This is a genomic window from Acinetobacter sp. TAC-1, from assembly GCF_029025845.1.
Lineage (GTDB): Bacteria > Pseudomonadota > Gammaproteobacteria > Pseudomonadales > Moraxellaceae > Acinetobacter > Acinetobacter guillouiae.
Genome location: NZ_CP118892.1, coordinates 1,970,401 through 1,987,840 on the forward strand (window position 1 = coordinate 1,970,401; position 17,440 = coordinate 1,987,840).

Genomic DNA, 17,440 nt, shown 5'->3' on the forward strand with positions numbered 1-17,440 from the left:
ACATTCAAAGTTTAAATCTCTTTGCGTAGGCGATGCCTCACTTTTTAGAGATAAAAAGTGACAAAAATCTTTCGTTTGGCGAGGGGTACATCCTATACCCCCGCCCAACGGCGACATCCATGTCGCCCCATGGTAGGATCACCATCTAGGATTCAAAAGTACAAAAAATGAATTGATGGAAATCACTTGTATGAATAATTAGCTGGTCTGACTATCATTAAAAATATTTTGTGCCATTGTTGGCCATAAATTTTGATGTGACTTCTTAAACATTAACATATGACCAATGGCTTTATGACCTGTATCTTTCGGTTTAAGCTCTATCATTTCTGTGCTGGCTTTTGGATATAGGCGAAGTAAGTCTTTGACATTGGCTTCTGTGGCGATCTCATCATCCGAAGACCAATACACCGTAATTGGGCATTGAATTTCGTTGTGATAGTCCTCGAAAATCGTTTTACCTATAGCGTTCATCACATATCCGGGTTTACTGCAAAACTCAGCCCATTGTTTTGCAACATTTTTGGGTAAATTTTCTCCCATGCCTAAAAACTTGGTTGCACCATAACCTTTGACTAAGCTCGAAACAGGAAAGATCATCTTAAACATGACTGGCGCCATACGTTTGGTTCGCCCTTTAAGTCCTTTGACATGTCCTGTAGAGCCTGAAATTGCAATCACTTGTGCCACTTTCTTGTAGTTGGAAACAATGCCTAATAATTGTCCGCCAGCACTATGACCTAAAAGTATAACTTGTTGTTTTCCTGTCTTATTCAACAAAGTTTCAATGGCTGCAGGAATATCCAGTTGACCCCAGTCTTGGATACTTGCTTTGGACTGACGAAGAGGACCATGTAAGGATTCACCTATACCACGGAAATCGAAGACCAATACATCTGAACCTTGTTGAGCAAGCCACTCTATAAAATGATGATAAAAACCTTGGGTAATCCCTGTTGCAGGGCAAACCAAAATAGGCAATCGATGGGTTGATTGTTTTGCCGGATAAAAACGTGCAGTTAAGCTATAGCTATCTGCACAAGTTATGGTTAAATTTTCAAATGTATTCATAACAATTCAATGAGTATGCTTTGATGATTACTTTACATAAGTTCCAAAAAGAAACTTGATCAAAGTATGACTTATGAGTCAAAGCTAATCTAAATATTTTAAGCTGTTGGAATTAGGGTGTTTTAAATGGATTTTGCGGGTTTAGGTTTGTCAGTAAAGTTAGCTTTAATATTCAGCGGGATTTATCTATGGGTAGGTATGCTGACAGGGGTTTGGAAATACTATCAAATTAGCCGATCAGAAATGGCCCGAGCGCATTATTATGTCGATATCGCACATCGCAGCAGCTTGCTTTATGCTCCAGCCACTTTAATTTTGGCGGTAATGGCCTATTGTTCAAGCTGGACAGAAACCACAAATTTGATATTTGTCTTGATCAATTTATTCTTTTTTAGCTTTTCAATCGCCAGTTATGTTTTGCATGGTTTTTTAAAAGATACGACCAATCAATTCAAACAACCGCACCAATTAGGAACCATGCAATTACCGAAAATATTGTTACGTATAGCAATGCTGTTATTGGTACTCGGGGAGATTGTTGCGACTGGAGGATTATTACTTGGTATGTTGATTACTTTGTTTTAATCAATCACCTTAAATAAAGCCGCTCAACTTTCAATTCAAGATATAGCTGTGTTGCAATTGCATAGGCGATGGGTACGTCCTGTACCCCCGCATACCTACACACAATGGGCGACATCCATGTCACCACGCGATAGCAACACGCTGTATGGTTAAACTCAATTTATTTGAGTAACGAAAAACTTCCTCCTTTTTCAAAGGTGAGAAGTGTTAACTTCGCAAGGGGGAGGATTTAAAACTCTATGTCGAAACGTCACAAAAGGGAGGATTAAAATCCCTAAACTGAATCTTCACGAAGGCGAGGATTAAAAGCCCTTTAAAGCAAATGCTAGATTTAGTGGTTGTGCTACGAAAAAAGACAAATATTATACTTTTTAGTATGTTGGTTTAAAAATTAATTTAAAAATATATGACAGATCTTCGGCTAAAAGACGTCATGAGAATACTATTGGAAAGCTGAATGAAATGTTGAGATTGGCGTTATTGCTTATTTTTCTGTATTTTTTGTTCTGATATTTTTCTGCTTTTCTTGTTTAAGATGGATGCATGGCATCCATCTTTTATTCTGTAATCTTCGCGAGTTTACGAGATTTATGGTCGACTACATCCCAAACATAGAAGGCAGCAGAAACGACTAATGCATAGGCAAAAAATTCAGGTTTTAAATTGCCTTGAATGAGTCCATGAATAAACAGAGTCACTAAAAGTGCAAGTGTTGTACTTAGATAGATGACCAGTTTTGTATTTGTCTTCAAAGAATTAATGAAGACTTGCTTATTGAAATGTATTGATAACATCCCCATTCCTCCTGTCTGCTCGACAAAAACCACATTGTTTTAGTCTGGATTGGTTTATTCAGTTGTACCATATCTAATTATTATTTCAAGAGCAAATACTTCTATTATTCAAAATAATTATGACATATTTATTACAAATGATGATTATTTTATAAAAAATGAAAATATGAGTGATTTTTTATATAAATGATGTAATTGTTGTGGAGTTAGTGTGAGCCAGTTATCAAAATAAAATACAATAACTGAATAGGTCTTGGAAGCACTTTCGACTAAAGTTGATAAAAAATTATGCAATATTTATGCAAAAATCGAAAAAAATGACTATTTTTTTCAAAATAATTCGATTTTGACATGGAGAGCGTTTCATTCATTGAAAAAATGCAACAACGCGACTGAATTTATCTGTGTTCAATGAAAATTAAGTTTTAGTATTTTTTAGCCAAAAGTTTTTTATACATAGCGCAAAGCTTGATTCGATCTATTCAGGTGCATTGATCACATGCTTGAAGCACTAAGATGGATCAAACAACGCTTTAAAAATTGTGTCGCAAACAATAACGGCCTGTGGGGTAAACATGACAATTATTGATCACTGTTAAAATAAGATTTGGGTAAAATCAAATTTTAAGGATGATAATTAAAAAGCTTTATTTTTTAATTTTATCAATTACGACACAGATGATTAACACGATCAATGATGGGATCACCCATGCTAGATTCTGTTCATTTAACGGTAAGTTTTGAATCATAAAAGGTAAGCTGTCTTTAAAGCTTGTGACTTTAATTCCTTCAATAAGACCAAATAGAAATGCAACGCCAGTAACAGGTGCGATAACCGTGGTTGGGTGATTGAATTTACCCCAAAAGAAGCTTAATAGAATGACCACAATTGCCGGTGGGTAAATTGCACTGAGTACAGGGACTGAAAAAGCTATTAGTTTGGTTAAACCTAGATTTGAAATCACCAATGAAAATAACACTAAAATAATCACTAAAACTTTATATGGGATTTTCGTGAGTTCAGAGAAGTATTCAGCACATGCACAGGTTAAGCCAATCGCGGTAACCATACATGCAATAAAAATCAAACCTGTCAGGAATAAAGAACCTAAGTCACCAAAAGCATGTTGAACATAAGCATGCAGGATCACTGCGCCATTTTCAGCATTTGGAGCAGCATCATGACTGCCTAAACCAAGTTTAAATAAGCTGAGATAAACCAGCGTTAAACCTACACCAGAAATCAAACTTGCAATAATTGCATATTTGGTTACGAGCTTTTTATCTGTTACACCACGAGAGTGGATGGCATGAATAATCACAATACCGAAAACCAAAGCGCCTAAAGTGTCCATGGTTAAATAACCATTCACAAAACCTTCAGAAACAGGGCTGGTAGCGTAATTGTTGATCGCAGGAGAAATTGAACCAGTCGGGATCAGAAATGCTGCAATACCTAAAATTGCCAGTGCAATAATTTTTAGCGGTGCAAGAATATGACCCACTGTATCCAATAATTTATTTGGATAAAGAGAAACTAAAGTTACAAATGCAAAATAGATAACACTATAAATAAATAATGCTGTACCACCATTTCCAAAGTATGAGGAAAAACCAATTTCATAAGAAACAGTTGCAGTACGAGGTGTAGCAAATAATGGCCCAACCGAGAGATAACACACAACCGTCAGTATTAAACTTGCGACTTTACCTAAAGGCGAGCTTAAAATCGCAATAGAACCTTCAGTTTTAGAAAGTGCCATAATGGTAATAACAGGTAAGCCTACAGCTGTGACTAGAAAACCTAGCGCTGCGAGCCATACATGTTCACCGGCTTGTTGAGCAACAATGGGTGGAAAAATAATATTGCCTGCCCCAATAAATAAGGCAAAGGTCATAAAGCCTAAAGCAATAATATCCTTTGTACGGAGATTAGTCATAAACTGTGGTTGAAAAAGCAAAACAGCGATTTTAGTAGAAATAGCTTATTTTTTGTATTTTATTTTATGGATAATATTCCCGTTTTTTATAAATTTTAACCAATTAGTCATATTGATTATATTTATGTGGATGATTCACCGTTAATTTTCAAAAATTGAAAAAATCAAAATTTTCAAAAAATATAGAATAGATAAAATCATCATATGGAAAGATTATACTTATTCTAAAATTTATGTGCTTGATTTTGCATTTTTATTGAATAAGATAGGCGGTAAATTGCCCTAAACGTATTGAAAAGGCATATAATATTTTTTCACTTTTGCGGACAGATCCAATGAAAGCTTCTACAGTCACCATTAAAACCGAACAAGACCTTGAAAAATTAAGAGTGTCGGGGCGTTTAGCTGCTCAAGTTTTAGCAATGATTGGTGAATATGTGAAGCCGGGCGTGACGACTGAGTATTTAGACGATATTTGCAATGATTTTATTGTCAATACGCTAAAAGTGATCCCTGCAAATATTGGATATTATGGTTATACCAAAACCACCTGTATTTCTCCAAATGAAGTGGTCTGTCACGGTATCCCATCAAAACATAAGGTTTTAAATGATGGCGATATTATCAATATCGATGTTGCGATTATCAAAGATGGTTATTTTGGTGATACCAGCCGTATGTATTATGTGGGTACAGTTAAACCTGAAGCGAAAAGACTGGTTGAAACGACTTATGAGGCAATGGTGGCTGGGATTCATATGGTCAAACCCGGTGCAACACTTGGGGATATTGGTTATGCAATCCAACAAGTTGGGCAACGTGAAGGTTATACGATCGTTCGTGAATATTGTGGTCATGGGATTGGTAAGATTTATCATGAGCAACCTAACGTATTACATTATGGTCAACCCGGACAGGGCTTAGTGCTTAAAAAGGGTATGGTTTTTACCATTGAACCAATGATTAATGCGGGGAAATCCAGTGTCAAAGAGCTGAAAGATGGCTGGACTGTGGTTACTGCGGATAAGTCATTGTCAGCACAATGGGAACATATGGTTGCTGTCACAGATACAGGATTTGAATTGCTTACACCTTGGCCTGAAGGCACTGGCAACTACCCTGAGATTTAATCTTTAGACTTTGGTCTAATGAATGAATTATGCTCAGCGATTTATTGTTTTTTTATCTTTGAAAATGAGATTTTTCTCACTTTATTTGCTGGAAATGTGGATCTTTTAGGGGATATTTTCGTTTAAGAAATATCCAATAAGTGTTTTTAAGTATTGGTTTAAATATTAACCAATCGCTAAGATAGCTTCCAGATTCTCGCTGTAGTTTCTATTGTTGTTTCAAGCTTTCTAGCTTACCCATCCTAGGGTAAGCTTTTTTTTGTCTATCGCTTCTCGATTTGCTTTGATTCGACGATTGAAAATTTAAAATAAGATGAATGAGCCTCCATTCATCTTATTGATCAAAATGCTATTTTTTAAGTTTAAAGTTTAAAATAAACGAAACAGCGAAGCCAAATAGTAGTCCCCAAAAAGCGGAACCAATCCCAAAAAACTGAACACCTGATGCACTGAATAAGAAGGTGAGCAGTGCGGCTTCACGGTCTTTGACTTCATGAAATGCAATCGCAATATTATGACTAATCGTACCAAACAAGGCGATCCCCGCTAATGCCACAATAAAAAGATGTGGAAAAGACATCAATAGACTTGTCAATGTTGCCGCAAATAGCCCCATCAAAATATAAAAGAAACCACAGCTCATGCCGGCAATATAACGCTTCGCAGGGTCTGGGTGAACTTGGTCATCCAGACTGACAGCAGCACTGATTGCGGCAATATTTACGGTATAACAGCCAAATGGTGCAAGCAAAGTCTGCGCTGTACCAGTCCAACCAATAAGTTGGTTAACATGGGGTTTATAGCCATAACTTTTAATCATCGCAATCCCTGGTAAATACTGAGATGCCATATTGATTACAAATAAAGGCAGTGCCAATCCGAGAATTGCAGACCATGTGAACTCAGGTGTCATCCATACTGGTTTTGCCAATCCCCAATGTAAGGTTGGAACATGAAACTCCATAAAAAATGGACAAATGATGATTCCAGCGATCACGGTAATCACAATACAATAACGAGCCCATAGCCGTTTAGTTATGATATAAACCGCCAAGAGGCTGAGAATAAATGCCCAGTCGTTTTGCATACTGGCAAATAGAGCAATACCAAACTTGAGTAATACGCCTGCCAGCATGGCACTGGTCAAACTCTGAGGAATATACGAAATAATTTTTTCAAATATACCTAAAAAGCCTAGTGTGGCAGTCAGTAAACCACTCACCAAGAAAGCACCAATGGCTTCATAGAGTGAGTAGCCGCTGGCAGTGGCAATGATGAGTGCAAGTGCAGCGGTTGACCATGAGGTGGCAACAGGATATTTGAATTTCCAAGAAAGAATTAATCCTGAAAGACCTATACCTAAACCGAGTGCCCAAAACCAAGAGGTAATTTGTTCAGGGTTTGCGCCAAGTAATTGAGCTGCTTGTATAACGAGTACAGCCGAAACACTGATACCAATTAAGAAGGTAATGAAACCTGCAAATACAGCAGGTATAGAGAAGTCTTGGAGTAACTTTTGCATGATCCCTTGCTTTTAAATTTGATTGAATGGTTGAAAATGCAACCATCATACATGGATCATTTTAAAGCTTATAGGGTTAATTAGAATTAAATAGCAAAAGGAAAAATAAAATTGAATAAATTCTCATTTTGGGAGAATTTGGCTTTTTTAACCTAGAACTGTTTTAGTTGAAAACAATGTATAGATAAGCTGTCAAAAAACGCTGACTCAAGAATATAATTTCCCTTAATGAGTATTTATAATCAAATCAATTACATGGAAAAATAAATTATTTGATTATAAAAAACCTTGCAATGCCACACCTTACATTCAAAGTTTAAATAGCTTTGCGTAGGCGATGCCTCACTTTTCAGAGATGAAAAGTGACAAAAATCTTCTATTGAGCGAGGGGTACGTCCTGTACCCCCGCCCAACGGCGACATCCATGTCGCCCCACGATAGGATCACCATCTAGAATTCAAAACTAAAAAATGAATTGATAACCAACATTTTTTCAAAGTTCATACAAAAACATAAACTTCATTTATGCTCAATGACTTGATGCAAATCACTTATATGAATAATGAGGTGGTTTGACTATAGATTACCCATTGATAAAGATTAGATATTACCTTGAATAGAAAGCGCAGTTTATCCAAAGAACGATCCAAAAAAGAATGCTTTTAATCGGGAGATTTATTGAGCTAAATCAGCTTACATCGTTGAAACAGCAAGCTTGATTCCAAAAGCACAGAACAGTAAGCCTACACAAGCAACACAACCTGCAGCAATTTTGTAGCGTGTATTGAAAAAAGTGGCGAGTTTAACCCCTGAGAAGATCAAGATCGTCAAATAACTCATACTGATGATTTGCAGAATCACTGAAAGTGCCGCAAAACTTAAAGCAGGGTAAGGGTAATCAGGATCAACAAATTGAACAAAGAACGAGAGATAAAATAAAATTGCTTTTGGGTTGAGTAAGCTAATGGTTAGTGCTGTTCGAAATGGATGAAATTGTTCGTGAGTTGCAGTATTCGATGTATTTGTTTGCAGCGTTTGTGGTTTGCTCTGCCAAGTTTTGATACTTGCGATCAACAAACGAATACCGAGATAAGACAGATAGCTTGCACCTACAACTTTGAGAATGATAAATAACCATGGAAAAGCGTGTAGTAAAGAGGCAGCACCTAAAACAGTACAGAGAATCAGGATTAAATCTCCTGTAAATACGCCTAAGGCACCGATATAGCCCGTTTTAATCCCAAATCGAGAGGCAATTGACATCACATACAATGAGTTGGGACCGGGTAAAATGACGATAAAAATAGTCCCTAGTATATATGTCACAATATCGGTAATACCAAACACAACATTCTCACTGTATAAGAAAAGCGAAATAAAAAAGCCGAGCGTTTATGATAACAAACTCGGCTTTAGAGTGTGAGCGATTTTAGTGCAATTTTAACCAAAAGCGCATCTACAATTTAGATTTATATAAATCATTCTAAATACATAGATTAGTCAATAAAATCAGCATCTAGGCCAAAAGATTGACGCAATAATAATGCGAGTTGTTCACGTGCTTTGATAAAACCGTCAATCCCGCTTTGCAATAATTGGAATGCCATTAAATCAGCTTCCAATTGTTGTTTAAATTCTGCTTTAGAAATCTCTTGATGTTCTTGAGCAGTCTGGTCCGTGTCTAAGCTGAGTTGAGAAACCACATGACGTTGATCATTTTTCAATTTTTCAAGCAGACCCGGTGCAACGGTTAAAAGGTCACAACCTGCTAAACCTAGAACTTGGTCAATGCTACGGAAGCTTGCGCCCATCACTTCAGTTTTGATTTGATGTTGCTTGTAGTAATGATAAATTTGTTTAACAGACAATACGCCTGGATCTTTCTCAATTGGATAGCTTTCTACATTTTCAGCTTTTTTAAACCAATCTAAAATACGACCGACAAATGGAGAAATCAAAGTAACATTGGCATCTGCACAGGCTTTGGCTTGGTGTAAACCAAAAAGCAGGGTTAAGTTACAATGAATGCCTTCTGCTTCTAGCACTTTCGCTGCCTGAATACCTTCCCATGTAGAGGCAATCTTGATCAGAATACGGTCTTGGTCGATCCCATATTCTTTATACAATGCAAGTAGCTCTTTAGCCTTGGCAATGGTTTCTTCGGTATTATAGGAAAGGGCTGCATCCACTTCTGTTGAAACACGACCTTCTACAATATTTAAAATTTCGACACCCAGTTTGACGGTGAGAATATCGATGGTGCGTTCGACGAGTGCATCTAATTCATAACCTTCTTTTTTTGCTTGCGCATAGGCATCTTCAATCAGCTCACGACTTTCAGGCTGTTGTGCTGCTGCTGTAATGAGTGAAGGGTTAGTCGTTGCATCCAAAGGGCGAAATTGTTGAATTGCGTTTAAATCACCTGTATCAGCAACGATAGTGGTTAAGCGTTTTAATTGATCTAATGCAGATTGTGTCATTACCGATTATTTCTTAGTTAAAATATTTGTGATTTATTTATAACACAATGCGATTTGAGCAAAAGAGGAAAATGTACTGAAAGGCCTATTATTTTGTATGAATTCTTTGATTTCGAATGTGATTAATCAAAAAACGAGCAGCTGAGCCTAAATTGCTCTCACGACTCCAGACTAAGTCGACAAAATATTCAAATTTTGGTGTGAAATCGAGCAAATCTAAGATTTTTAACTTATGTTTGAGCTCAGGATTTTCATTAAACATTTCTAAGGGAAGTACACCCCAACCCAGTTCTTTTAAAATTAAAGCACATGCTGAGTGGTGATTGTCTGTCCGCCAATAGTTTTTAGAATAAAGCAGTTCGGGTTTAATGGTTCGATCACGACTTGCCACGACAATTTGTCTGGATTGTAGGATTTGTTCAAAAGTAACTTGTTTATGTGCTGATAATGGGTGATGAATAGCTGAAACAGGGACCAAGGCTTCTTTTTTAAATTCGACAAATTGCTCACGGCTTTCAAGTATTTCACGTTCAAACATCAATGCCAGTTGAGCCGTCTGATTCATCAGCATTTTCAGCGCATCTTCTTGTGGTGCGGAGAAGATATTAATTTCTAAAGTTGGAAAATGCTCTCCCAACAGTGCAATGTATTCAGCCCAGTCTGTATGCAGTAATTCTGAAACCACCACGATATTTAATGAGGATTCCAAGCCTTCGCTAAGTGCAATCGCTTGTTGTTTCCACTGGTTCATTTCTACCAGTAGTTGTTCAGTTTTTTCATATAAGCGTTGAGCTTGAGGGGTAGGGATTGGTTCACGTCCCACACGATTAAAGAGTTTTAGATTTAAGTCTATTTCCAAGTTGGCGATAGACATACTGACAGCGGAGGGGACTTTGCCAAGCTGTCGGGCTGCTGCTGAAAATGAACCTGTTTCCATCACCGTTTTAAAGATGGTGAGTTGTTCTTGGTTGATATTCATGCGCTTGGCACCATTCTGTTTAGTTTTTCAATTATTAAATTTACTCCAATTCACGCAACCTTTCAATAAAATTGAAAGAACCTGACTCGATTGATCAATATTATAAAAATATAATGCATCCATCGAATCAAGAAAGAGTAGTTTTAAATGATGATTTCCAAAAGAAGGGTTATTCATGCATTAAGCTATGAAGTCATCCTGTTGGTGATCATAGCGATTGCATTAAGTTTTATTTTTGAAGTGCCAATGGAAGTTACTGGTGTATTAGGTGTTGCAATGGCCGTGACTTCAGTGGTTTGGAATATGGTGTTTAACCATTTCTTTGAACAATTTGAACGTAAGAGAAAACTTAAACGTACGATTGGTGTACGTATTTTACATGCCATTGGTTTTGAGGGTGGTTTGATGTTAGCCACGATTCCAATGGTTGCTTACGCAATGGATATGTCTTTGTGGCAAGCAATTTTATTGGATTTTGGAATGACCACCTGTATTTTGGTGTATACCTTTATTTTCCAATGGTGTTATGACTTGATTGAAGAGCGTATGGGGGCAAAGCCTGTACATTCTTAATTAAGCCTGCAATGCATTTATTTTAAATTTTAGTGAAAATTTCAAATGTGTTGCGATAGAGATCCCCTTAGTTTTATTGAAAAGTAAGGGGATCTTTTTTTTATAAAAATTTAATTAAATTAATTTTCTGGAAAAATTGTTTGATTATAAAAAAACTGCAATGCCACACCTTACATTCAAAGTTTAAATAGCTTTGCGTAGGCAATGCCTCACTTTTCAGAGATGAAAAGTGACAAAAATCTTCTGTTTGGCGAGGGGTACGTCCTTTACCCCCGCCCAACGGCGACATCCCTGTCGCCCCACGATAGGATCATCATCTATGATTCAAAAGTACAAAAATGAATTGATAACCAATTGTTACTCAAAGTTCATATAAAAACATAAGCTTCATTTATGATCAGTTGCTTGATAGAAGTCACTTGTATAAATAATTAGGTGGTTTGACTATAAGGAATAAAAACTAGGTAAAACATAATCAATAAAATAAAAACCCGTTACACGATCACAGCTCAGTTTAAACAAACTTTTGCAAAAGATAATTGAATTCAATTTGTTTTGTAAAATTGTTCGCCTACAATAGTGACTGTTAACATTTCATAAATGGCTTGCGTTGTCGCAAACATAGAAGAAGTGTCAACAGACCCTAATAAATTCAATATATGTAAGAGATGGATTGAGGCAAATATGGTGCAGACAGTTCAGGAGCAGCTGCCACATAGACACCAGCTTGCTGCTCAAGAATTACTTCAGGTTTCAGCAAATTTAAATAAGATTTATCTTGATCAATTTGACTATTTGTCCGAGATTACTGCGCACAACTTTTTCCAGTTTGATCCACAGCAGCATAAATTCAGTCTGGCAAATCAGTTACTCAATATCTACTTTGATGAAGAAAAGGGTTTAATTTTTGCTTTAAATTTTGAAAAGTTACCGCGTTGTTTAGAAAATAAAATCAATATCAATCGTTTTGTTCAATATTTCTCAGAAAATATTTATTTTTATACAACAAAATATCATGAGATACATCCAACTGATTTAAAGACCAAAGCCCAAATCATCCGCCAAACGCTGATTGAGCAGGTTTTTGAGTGGGTGGATGGTGAAAATCGGGTAGAGCAGTATTTATATAATATTAGTGAAGCAGATGCAGAGCGTATTGATCAAATTTTGCTGCACTATGAATATTTTGATTATGCCTATGTTTCTGATTTTGCCAAATATGGTAAAGCAATCCCTTTAAGTGTTGAAATTAACATTAAGCATTTAGTGCTGATTAATTCTGTATTGGGTCAAGAGTTTTTACCGATTCAGTCATTGTTACCCAAATTTCAACAGGCCATTTTTTCTTTAGATCAGTTTATTCCAGCGCATTATTTGCGTATTTTAAAGATTTTCCACCCAGAATCATTACGCTTACACGAAATCAGTCAGTATTTTGCAAGTTATCAACTACTGGCTGTACATGCTCAAGAACAACCGCAAATGCTTGCTTATGCAAAATATATGAAACGGGGCTTTTGGCAATATCAGGATTTATTGAGCAAGCAGCACTTTTTACAAAAAGATGCTGAATATTGGGAACAGGATCAAGTTCCACAATTTCCAATTTGTAGTCTTAAGCGCACTGCAAATTGGCTCTTTAAACAAGATGAACAGGTCAATGATTGGATCAGCCGACATATAAAGGATCCCAATGTCAGGATCACGATCACAGCATTAAGTCTGATTGATACTTCAAAGATTTATCCTGAAGTCACTCTAAGTGTTTTAAAGTATTTTAAAAATATTGCAGCACGGCTATTTTTAATTGAATGCCATTCCTTTGCAATTACAAATGAATGGCAAAATCACCAAAAAAACAATCGTTATAGTTTTTTAAAAACAGAGATTGAAAATAAATCGAATAAGAAAACGATTTCTAATTCTTATTTATATATCGAAGAATGGTTGGATTTCGCTGCGTTGATATTGGCGGATCAACCACAGATGTATAAAAAAATATACCTTAAGATAAATCGTATTATTCAAGCATTTATGCTGTTTGTACAACACATTGCTCAGGGCTTGCCTAAGCAACTGATTAAATTTATTGATCCGCAACGACAACAACATGCAGAATTTTTTATTCAGTTGCAAAAGCATAATATAACAGTCGATGATTTTCGTAAAAAACTGAAACACATGCAGATCGGTCGTGCAACTAACCATAGTATTTACGACAGCTTTGTTTTGGACTACGTGATGCATTTATTTAATGATCATCACGATATTGAGCGGAATGTCACTTGGTCTGGTCTATATCAGCAAGCACAGCGTTGGCATCAACATCATTATTTTGTTGATACCTTGTCGACACTTAAAGAAAAAATAGATGTAGAGCATTGGGATCGCGTTGCACCAATGCAAAAGATTTATTTTGAAGAGTGGTGCTATGAGGAACTGAATAGCTTAAAACGAATTATTCAAGAGTCGTTGGTGTTTAAACACTGTTTGGCATTGTCCTATTGTGCGCGGATCGCAGATCGTGAATATGTAGCATTTCATGTATCGAAAGTTGATGATGCGACTCAGGAAATGACTTTAGGTTGTTATTATAAATTAGGACGTTTGGTCTTTGATCAATTGCGTTTACCCAATAATCATATTCCTGATGAGTTTTATATATTGAAAGCTCACACTTTTATTGATGATGTAAATCAGCATTTAAAATGGAAAAGCAGTATTCAACCCAATGAAGAATTGGGAAACTTATAGTTTGACGTAGATGAATTTTGAGTGAGCGACTTGGCTTTAATTCACTTTTCATGATGCATTTGGCTTAACTTTTTATGCAAAAATCGTTAGGCTATAGCCGTCCCATCCTGTTTAGGTAATTCAAGGCTGTTATGAAACAAGAAACTGCACTCAAACTTATGAAAGCGGGTGAAAATGTCTTTTTGACTGGATCTGCTGGTGCAGGAAAAACCTATACGCTTAATCAGTACATCAATTATTTAAAAGCACGCAAAGTCCCTGTTGCAATTACAGCATCTACGGGGATTGCAGCAACACATATGAATGGCATGACGATTCATACTTGGGCAGGCATTGGGATCAAAGATACGCTGACGGATGATGATTTAAAGCGTATGAAAGAGCGTAAATACTTAAAAGAGCATTTAGAAAATGCCCAAGTCTTGATCATTGATGAAATCTCAATGTTACATGCCAAACAGCTTAATTTAGTCAATCAAGTTTTAAAATATTTTAAAGAATCTGATGATGCTTTCGGTGGTATTCAAGTGATTGCGGCCGGAGACTTTTTTCAGCTGCCACCTGTAGGAAAAAATAGCGAACTAAATCGAGATAAATTTTGTTTTATGTCAACCGCTTGGGTTGACGCAAAATTCCGTGTTTGCTACCTGACAGAGCAGCACCGTCAAGATGATTCGGCTTTAAATGATGTACTCAATGCGATTCGTGCCCAGAATATTCAGCCACAGCATATTCAAGCGCTACAAGATACCCGTAATCAAGACATTGGTGATACCTACACACGTTTATATACCCACAATATGGACGTGGATAGCATCAACTTTCAGCATCTCAATGCGATTGAAGGCGATGATCATCAATTTGTAGCGGTCACAGATGGGAATGAAAAGCTGATTGAGACATTGAAATCTTCTGTACGTGCACCTGATGAGTTGACGCTTAAAAAGCATGCCAAAGTCATGTTCGTTAAAAATAACTTCGATATGGGCTATATCAACGGTAGTTTAGGTGAAGTCATTGGATTTGAAGAAGACGATGAACTGGGGATGTTGCCTAAAGTCAAAATGACTGATGGTACAACCTTATTGGTTGCGCCAGAAACATGGTCTGTTGACAATGAAGGTGGTAAAACCATCGCCAGTCTACAACAAGTGCCATTACGGTTAGCTTGGGCGATTACTATTCATAAATCACAAGGGATGACCTTGGAAGCTGCGGAAATCAACTTAAGCCATACCTTTGAAAAAGGTCAGGGTTATGTGGCTTTATCCCGGCTTAAATCGATTCAGGGTTTAAGATTGTTAGGTTTTAATGATCAGGCGTTGGAACTGGATAGTCTTGCAATTAAAGCAGATCGCCGTTTTCAAGAGTTATCCAATGAAGCCGAAGTGCATTATGCAGATTCAGATTTAACCACACAGCACAATGCCTTTATTCGTCATTGTGGTGGTACGTTAAATACCACTGAGATTGAACGTAATGAGAAGAAGCTGGCGCGTAATAGTGGTAAAACTAATTATGCTTCAGCAACACTTGATGAAACACGTGAATTGTTTGAAAGTGGCTATGAGATTCAGGATATTGCGGTTGAACGTGGATTAACTCCTGCGACAATTATCAATCATTTGGCTCGTTTACATCGAGAACAAGGTTTGGATATCTCGATTGCAAATCCTGGTGAAGAAGTTGTAGAAAAAATTCGTGTGATCTATAAAAAATTGAAGAAACGTCAAGATCCAAGTCATTTTAATGATGATGGTGCGATTAAATTACGTCCAATCGTTGATTTAACCAGTCCAAAAATGGGCTATGATCAGGTTCGTTTGGCATTGTTATTTGTTGAGTGAACCAAATCAAATTTATAAATTATGCATATTTATTGTTCATTTGAAATTGCTGAAATTTCAAACATTCAAGTTGGTCTGCAAATATTTATTCGTAATCATCTTGCTTGATATCATCACTCTTGAAACTTAATCTTTAAGAAGTTAAGCATTATGCACTCAATAATATGGATGTTATTGAGTGTTAAGACTATGTGGTAAATGTTGAGCTCTGTTTTCGATCTTTAGGATTTCATATTTAGAAATTTATAAAATGCATGCAGCATAAAGTATAAATGATAATGTTTTTTACACTAAAGTATTGCTGATCTTTATAACCACAGCAACATATGCCGAAACTGAAAAACAAGTCGCTTGTAGTAAATTTAGAGAGATCGCTTATTATTTTGTTAATCAGCAACAAAATGGGAAATCAAAAGCTGAACAAATCGCTTTTGTTGATACTTATGGTGAAAAAACGGGTGATGAAACAGAATACTTAAAAATAATGCTGAATTACATCTATGAAAATATTGAAATAGTCGCAGACATAAACAAACAAGAAAGCATTGCTAATTATTTTGGTGATTTGAATTACACGCAATGTATTGAAAAAAATAAGTCATATTTCAAACTAATCGCGTTAATTTTACAGTTTTTTTATATGTTAATGCTATAATTCTTATCAATATCCAGTACTTTCAAACGGTTAATACCATGCCACAAATGTTTATTGATTATTCTGACAATATTCAGAATTTAGATAAAAAGAAATTGATGTTGGGTTTAAATCATGCATTGTTTGATACAGGCTTGGTGAGTGAAGCACATGATATTAAATCCCGTATTCAATCAGTTTCGGATTATTTGATTGGCTTTGGGGATGAAAGCGGCGAGCAGAGTAATCAAGCATTTATTTTTGTACGTTTACAAGGTCTAAGTGGTCGTACTGAACCACAAAAAGACTTAATGACTGAAAGTTTATCGCAATTTTTACAGTCATTTGAAGATTATTCTGCACAGGGTTTAGAGATTCAGCTCTGTGTAGAGTTTGCTGAAATGCCACGAGAAATTTATAAAAAAGTTTTTGTGCAAAAATAATCAGCTTGGGGCTTAAAAAAAAAGCCCCAATCTTTTACTTATTCACTTCTGAGTTCGCATATTGCTTTAACCAGTTTTGGATATCGCGCTTGTAACTCAACACCATTGAGTAAATCTCTTTCAATCTCGCCCGCCGCAAAATCATAGTGATGTTCTGGATATTGTAAATATACCGCATCACGAATCTCAGACTCTTCTTCGTTTTCATGATGGACGCTATATGCTTCATCAGCCACATAGAGTAGACCCTCAGCCCAAGTGTCGCCTATATCAAAACTATATTTCCCGCTAACAAAGTTTTGAATATCTTCTTGTATGTCATCAAAGAATTCCTTGCCTTTGAGGATTAACCAACATCTAAAATAAATAAAACCATCATCTGACAAATAGGCATTGAAGTTGAAAATACCATCTTTTTCAGTAAAATCAGATTCTAGAATTGTCGAGAGTTCTGCGATTTCAGCACTATAGAGTTGTAAGAGTTTGAGCTGGAGTGTTTTTTCAAAAGTAAGCAGTTGTTGTTTATCTAATTGAGATAAATATTGCACAAGATCTTGTAAATGCTGGTCAATATCATAATCAGACCAGTGAGCATCTTTGTTGTGGTTCGACTGGTCTATTGCGTCCCAAAACAATTTTTCTTCTTCTCGTAATGACATCAGTGATTCCATAGGTTTAAGCTTAATTT

At 36.3% G+C, this 17,440-nt stretch carries 14 protein-coding genes; 6 read left to right on the top strand and 8 right to left on the bottom strand.

Features of this window, described 5'->3' with window-relative positions:
- Positions 1 to 198: 198 nt before the first annotated feature.
- Positions 199 to 1,071 carry an alpha/beta fold hydrolase gene (locus PYV58_RS09155; RefSeq protein WP_034617581.1) on the bottom strand — a complete coding sequence of 291 codons (873 nt, stop codon included), beginning with the start codon at positions 1,069 to 1,071 and terminating at the stop codon, positions 199 to 201.
- A gap of 126 nt (positions 1,072 to 1,197) precedes the next feature.
- Between PYV58_RS09155 and PYV58_RS09160 the strand changes: the two genes are divergently transcribed.
- The gene (locus tag PYV58_RS09160) at positions 1,198 to 1,656 is read left to right on the top strand and encodes a hypothetical protein (RefSeq protein ID WP_004822205.1); all 459 of its coding nucleotides are present in this window, start codon (positions 1,198 to 1,200) and stop codon (positions 1,654 to 1,656) included.
- Between the two features lie 557 nt (positions 1,657 to 2,213).
- On the opposite strand, the gene PYV58_RS09165 is transcribed toward PYV58_RS09160, so the two are convergent.
- Together PYV58_RS09165 and brnQ are read right to left on the bottom strand one after the other, a co-directional pair.
- A complete protein-coding gene (locus PYV58_RS09165; RefSeq protein ID WP_004719635.1) occupies positions 2,214 to 2,450 on the bottom strand; it encodes a hypothetical protein in 237 nt (78 codons plus the stop codon).
- Positions 2,451 to 3,097: 647 nt separating this feature from the next.
- The gene (gene brnQ, locus PYV58_RS09170) at positions 3,098 to 4,390 is read right to left on the bottom strand and encodes a branched-chain amino acid transport system II carrier protein (RefSeq protein WP_004822203.1); all 1,293 of its coding nucleotides are present in this window, start codon (positions 4,388 to 4,390) and stop codon (positions 3,098 to 3,100) included.
- A 335-nt stretch (positions 4,391 to 4,725) separates the two neighbouring features.
- Here brnQ and map point away from each other — a divergent pair, with 335 nt between their 5' ends.
- Positions 4,726 to 5,520, top strand: a complete 795-nt coding sequence (gene map / locus PYV58_RS09175) for a type I methionyl aminopeptidase (RefSeq protein WP_034617578.1) — start codon at positions 4,726 to 4,728, stop codon at positions 5,518 to 5,520.
- Between the two features lie 349 nt (positions 5,521 to 5,869).
- Here the strand turns inward: map and PYV58_RS09180 are convergent, their stop codons facing one another.
- The 4 genes from PYV58_RS09180 to PYV58_RS09195 all read right to left on the bottom strand — a co-directional run bounded on the left by PYV58_RS09180 (position 5,870) and on the right by PYV58_RS09195 (position 10,501).
- Positions 5,870 to 7,042: a benzoate/H(+) symporter BenE family transporter gene (locus tag PYV58_RS09180; protein ID WP_034617575.1), complete on the bottom strand. Its 1,173-nt coding sequence runs from the start codon at positions 7,040 to 7,042 to the stop codon at positions 5,870 to 5,872.
- A gap of 693 nt (positions 7,043 to 7,735) precedes the next feature.
- On the bottom strand, positions 7,736 to 8,389 hold the full coding sequence (gene leuE / locus PYV58_RS09185) for a leucine efflux protein LeuE (RefSeq protein WP_034618364.1): 654 nt from the start codon (positions 8,387 to 8,389) through the stop codon (positions 7,736 to 7,738).
- Between the two features lie 149 nt (positions 8,390 to 8,538).
- On the bottom strand, positions 8,539 to 9,522 hold the full coding sequence (tal, locus tag PYV58_RS09190) for a transaldolase (protein WP_034618363.1): 984 nt from the start codon (positions 9,520 to 9,522) through the stop codon (positions 8,539 to 8,541).
- 88 nt (positions 9,523 to 9,610) lie between these two features.
- Positions 9,611 to 10,501, bottom strand: a complete 891-nt coding sequence (locus PYV58_RS09195; protein WP_034618362.1) for a LysR family transcriptional regulator — start codon at positions 10,499 to 10,501, stop codon at positions 9,611 to 9,613.
- A 147-nt stretch (positions 10,502 to 10,648) separates the two neighbouring features.
- Here PYV58_RS09195 and aceI point away from each other — a divergent pair, with 147 nt between their 5' ends.
- The 4 genes from aceI to PYV58_RS09215 all read left to right on the top strand — a co-directional run bounded on the left by aceI (position 10,649) and on the right by PYV58_RS09215 (position 16,752).
- Complete coding sequence (gene aceI, locus PYV58_RS09200; RefSeq protein WP_004822192.1) at positions 10,649 to 11,074, top strand: chlorhexidine efflux PACE transporter AceI; 426 nt, start codon at positions 10,649 to 10,651, stop codon at positions 11,072 to 11,074.
- A 684-nt stretch (positions 11,075 to 11,758) separates the two neighbouring features.
- Positions 11,759 to 13,828, top strand: a complete 2,070-nt coding sequence (locus PYV58_RS09205; RefSeq protein WP_034618078.1) for a hypothetical protein — start codon at positions 11,759 to 11,761, stop codon at positions 13,826 to 13,828.
- A 131-nt stretch (positions 13,829 to 13,959) separates the two neighbouring features.
- Complete coding sequence (locus PYV58_RS09210) at positions 13,960 to 15,675, top strand: AAA family ATPase (RefSeq protein WP_034618088.1); 1,716 nt, start codon at positions 13,960 to 13,962, stop codon at positions 15,673 to 15,675.
- Between the two features lie 693 nt (positions 15,676 to 16,368).
- Positions 16,369 to 16,752 (top strand): 5-carboxymethyl-2-hydroxymuconate isomerase, encoded by a 384-nt coding sequence (locus tag PYV58_RS09215; protein WP_275059802.1) that lies wholly within the window; start codon positions 16,369 to 16,371, stop codon positions 16,750 to 16,752.
- A gap of 38 nt (positions 16,753 to 16,790) precedes the next feature.
- On the opposite strand, the gene PYV58_RS09220 is transcribed toward PYV58_RS09215, so the two are convergent.
- Positions 16,791 to 17,411, bottom strand: a complete 621-nt coding sequence (locus PYV58_RS09220) for a DUF4240 domain-containing protein (protein WP_034618094.1) — start codon at positions 17,409 to 17,411, stop codon at positions 16,791 to 16,793.
- Positions 17,412 to 17,440 lie beyond the last annotated feature (29 nt).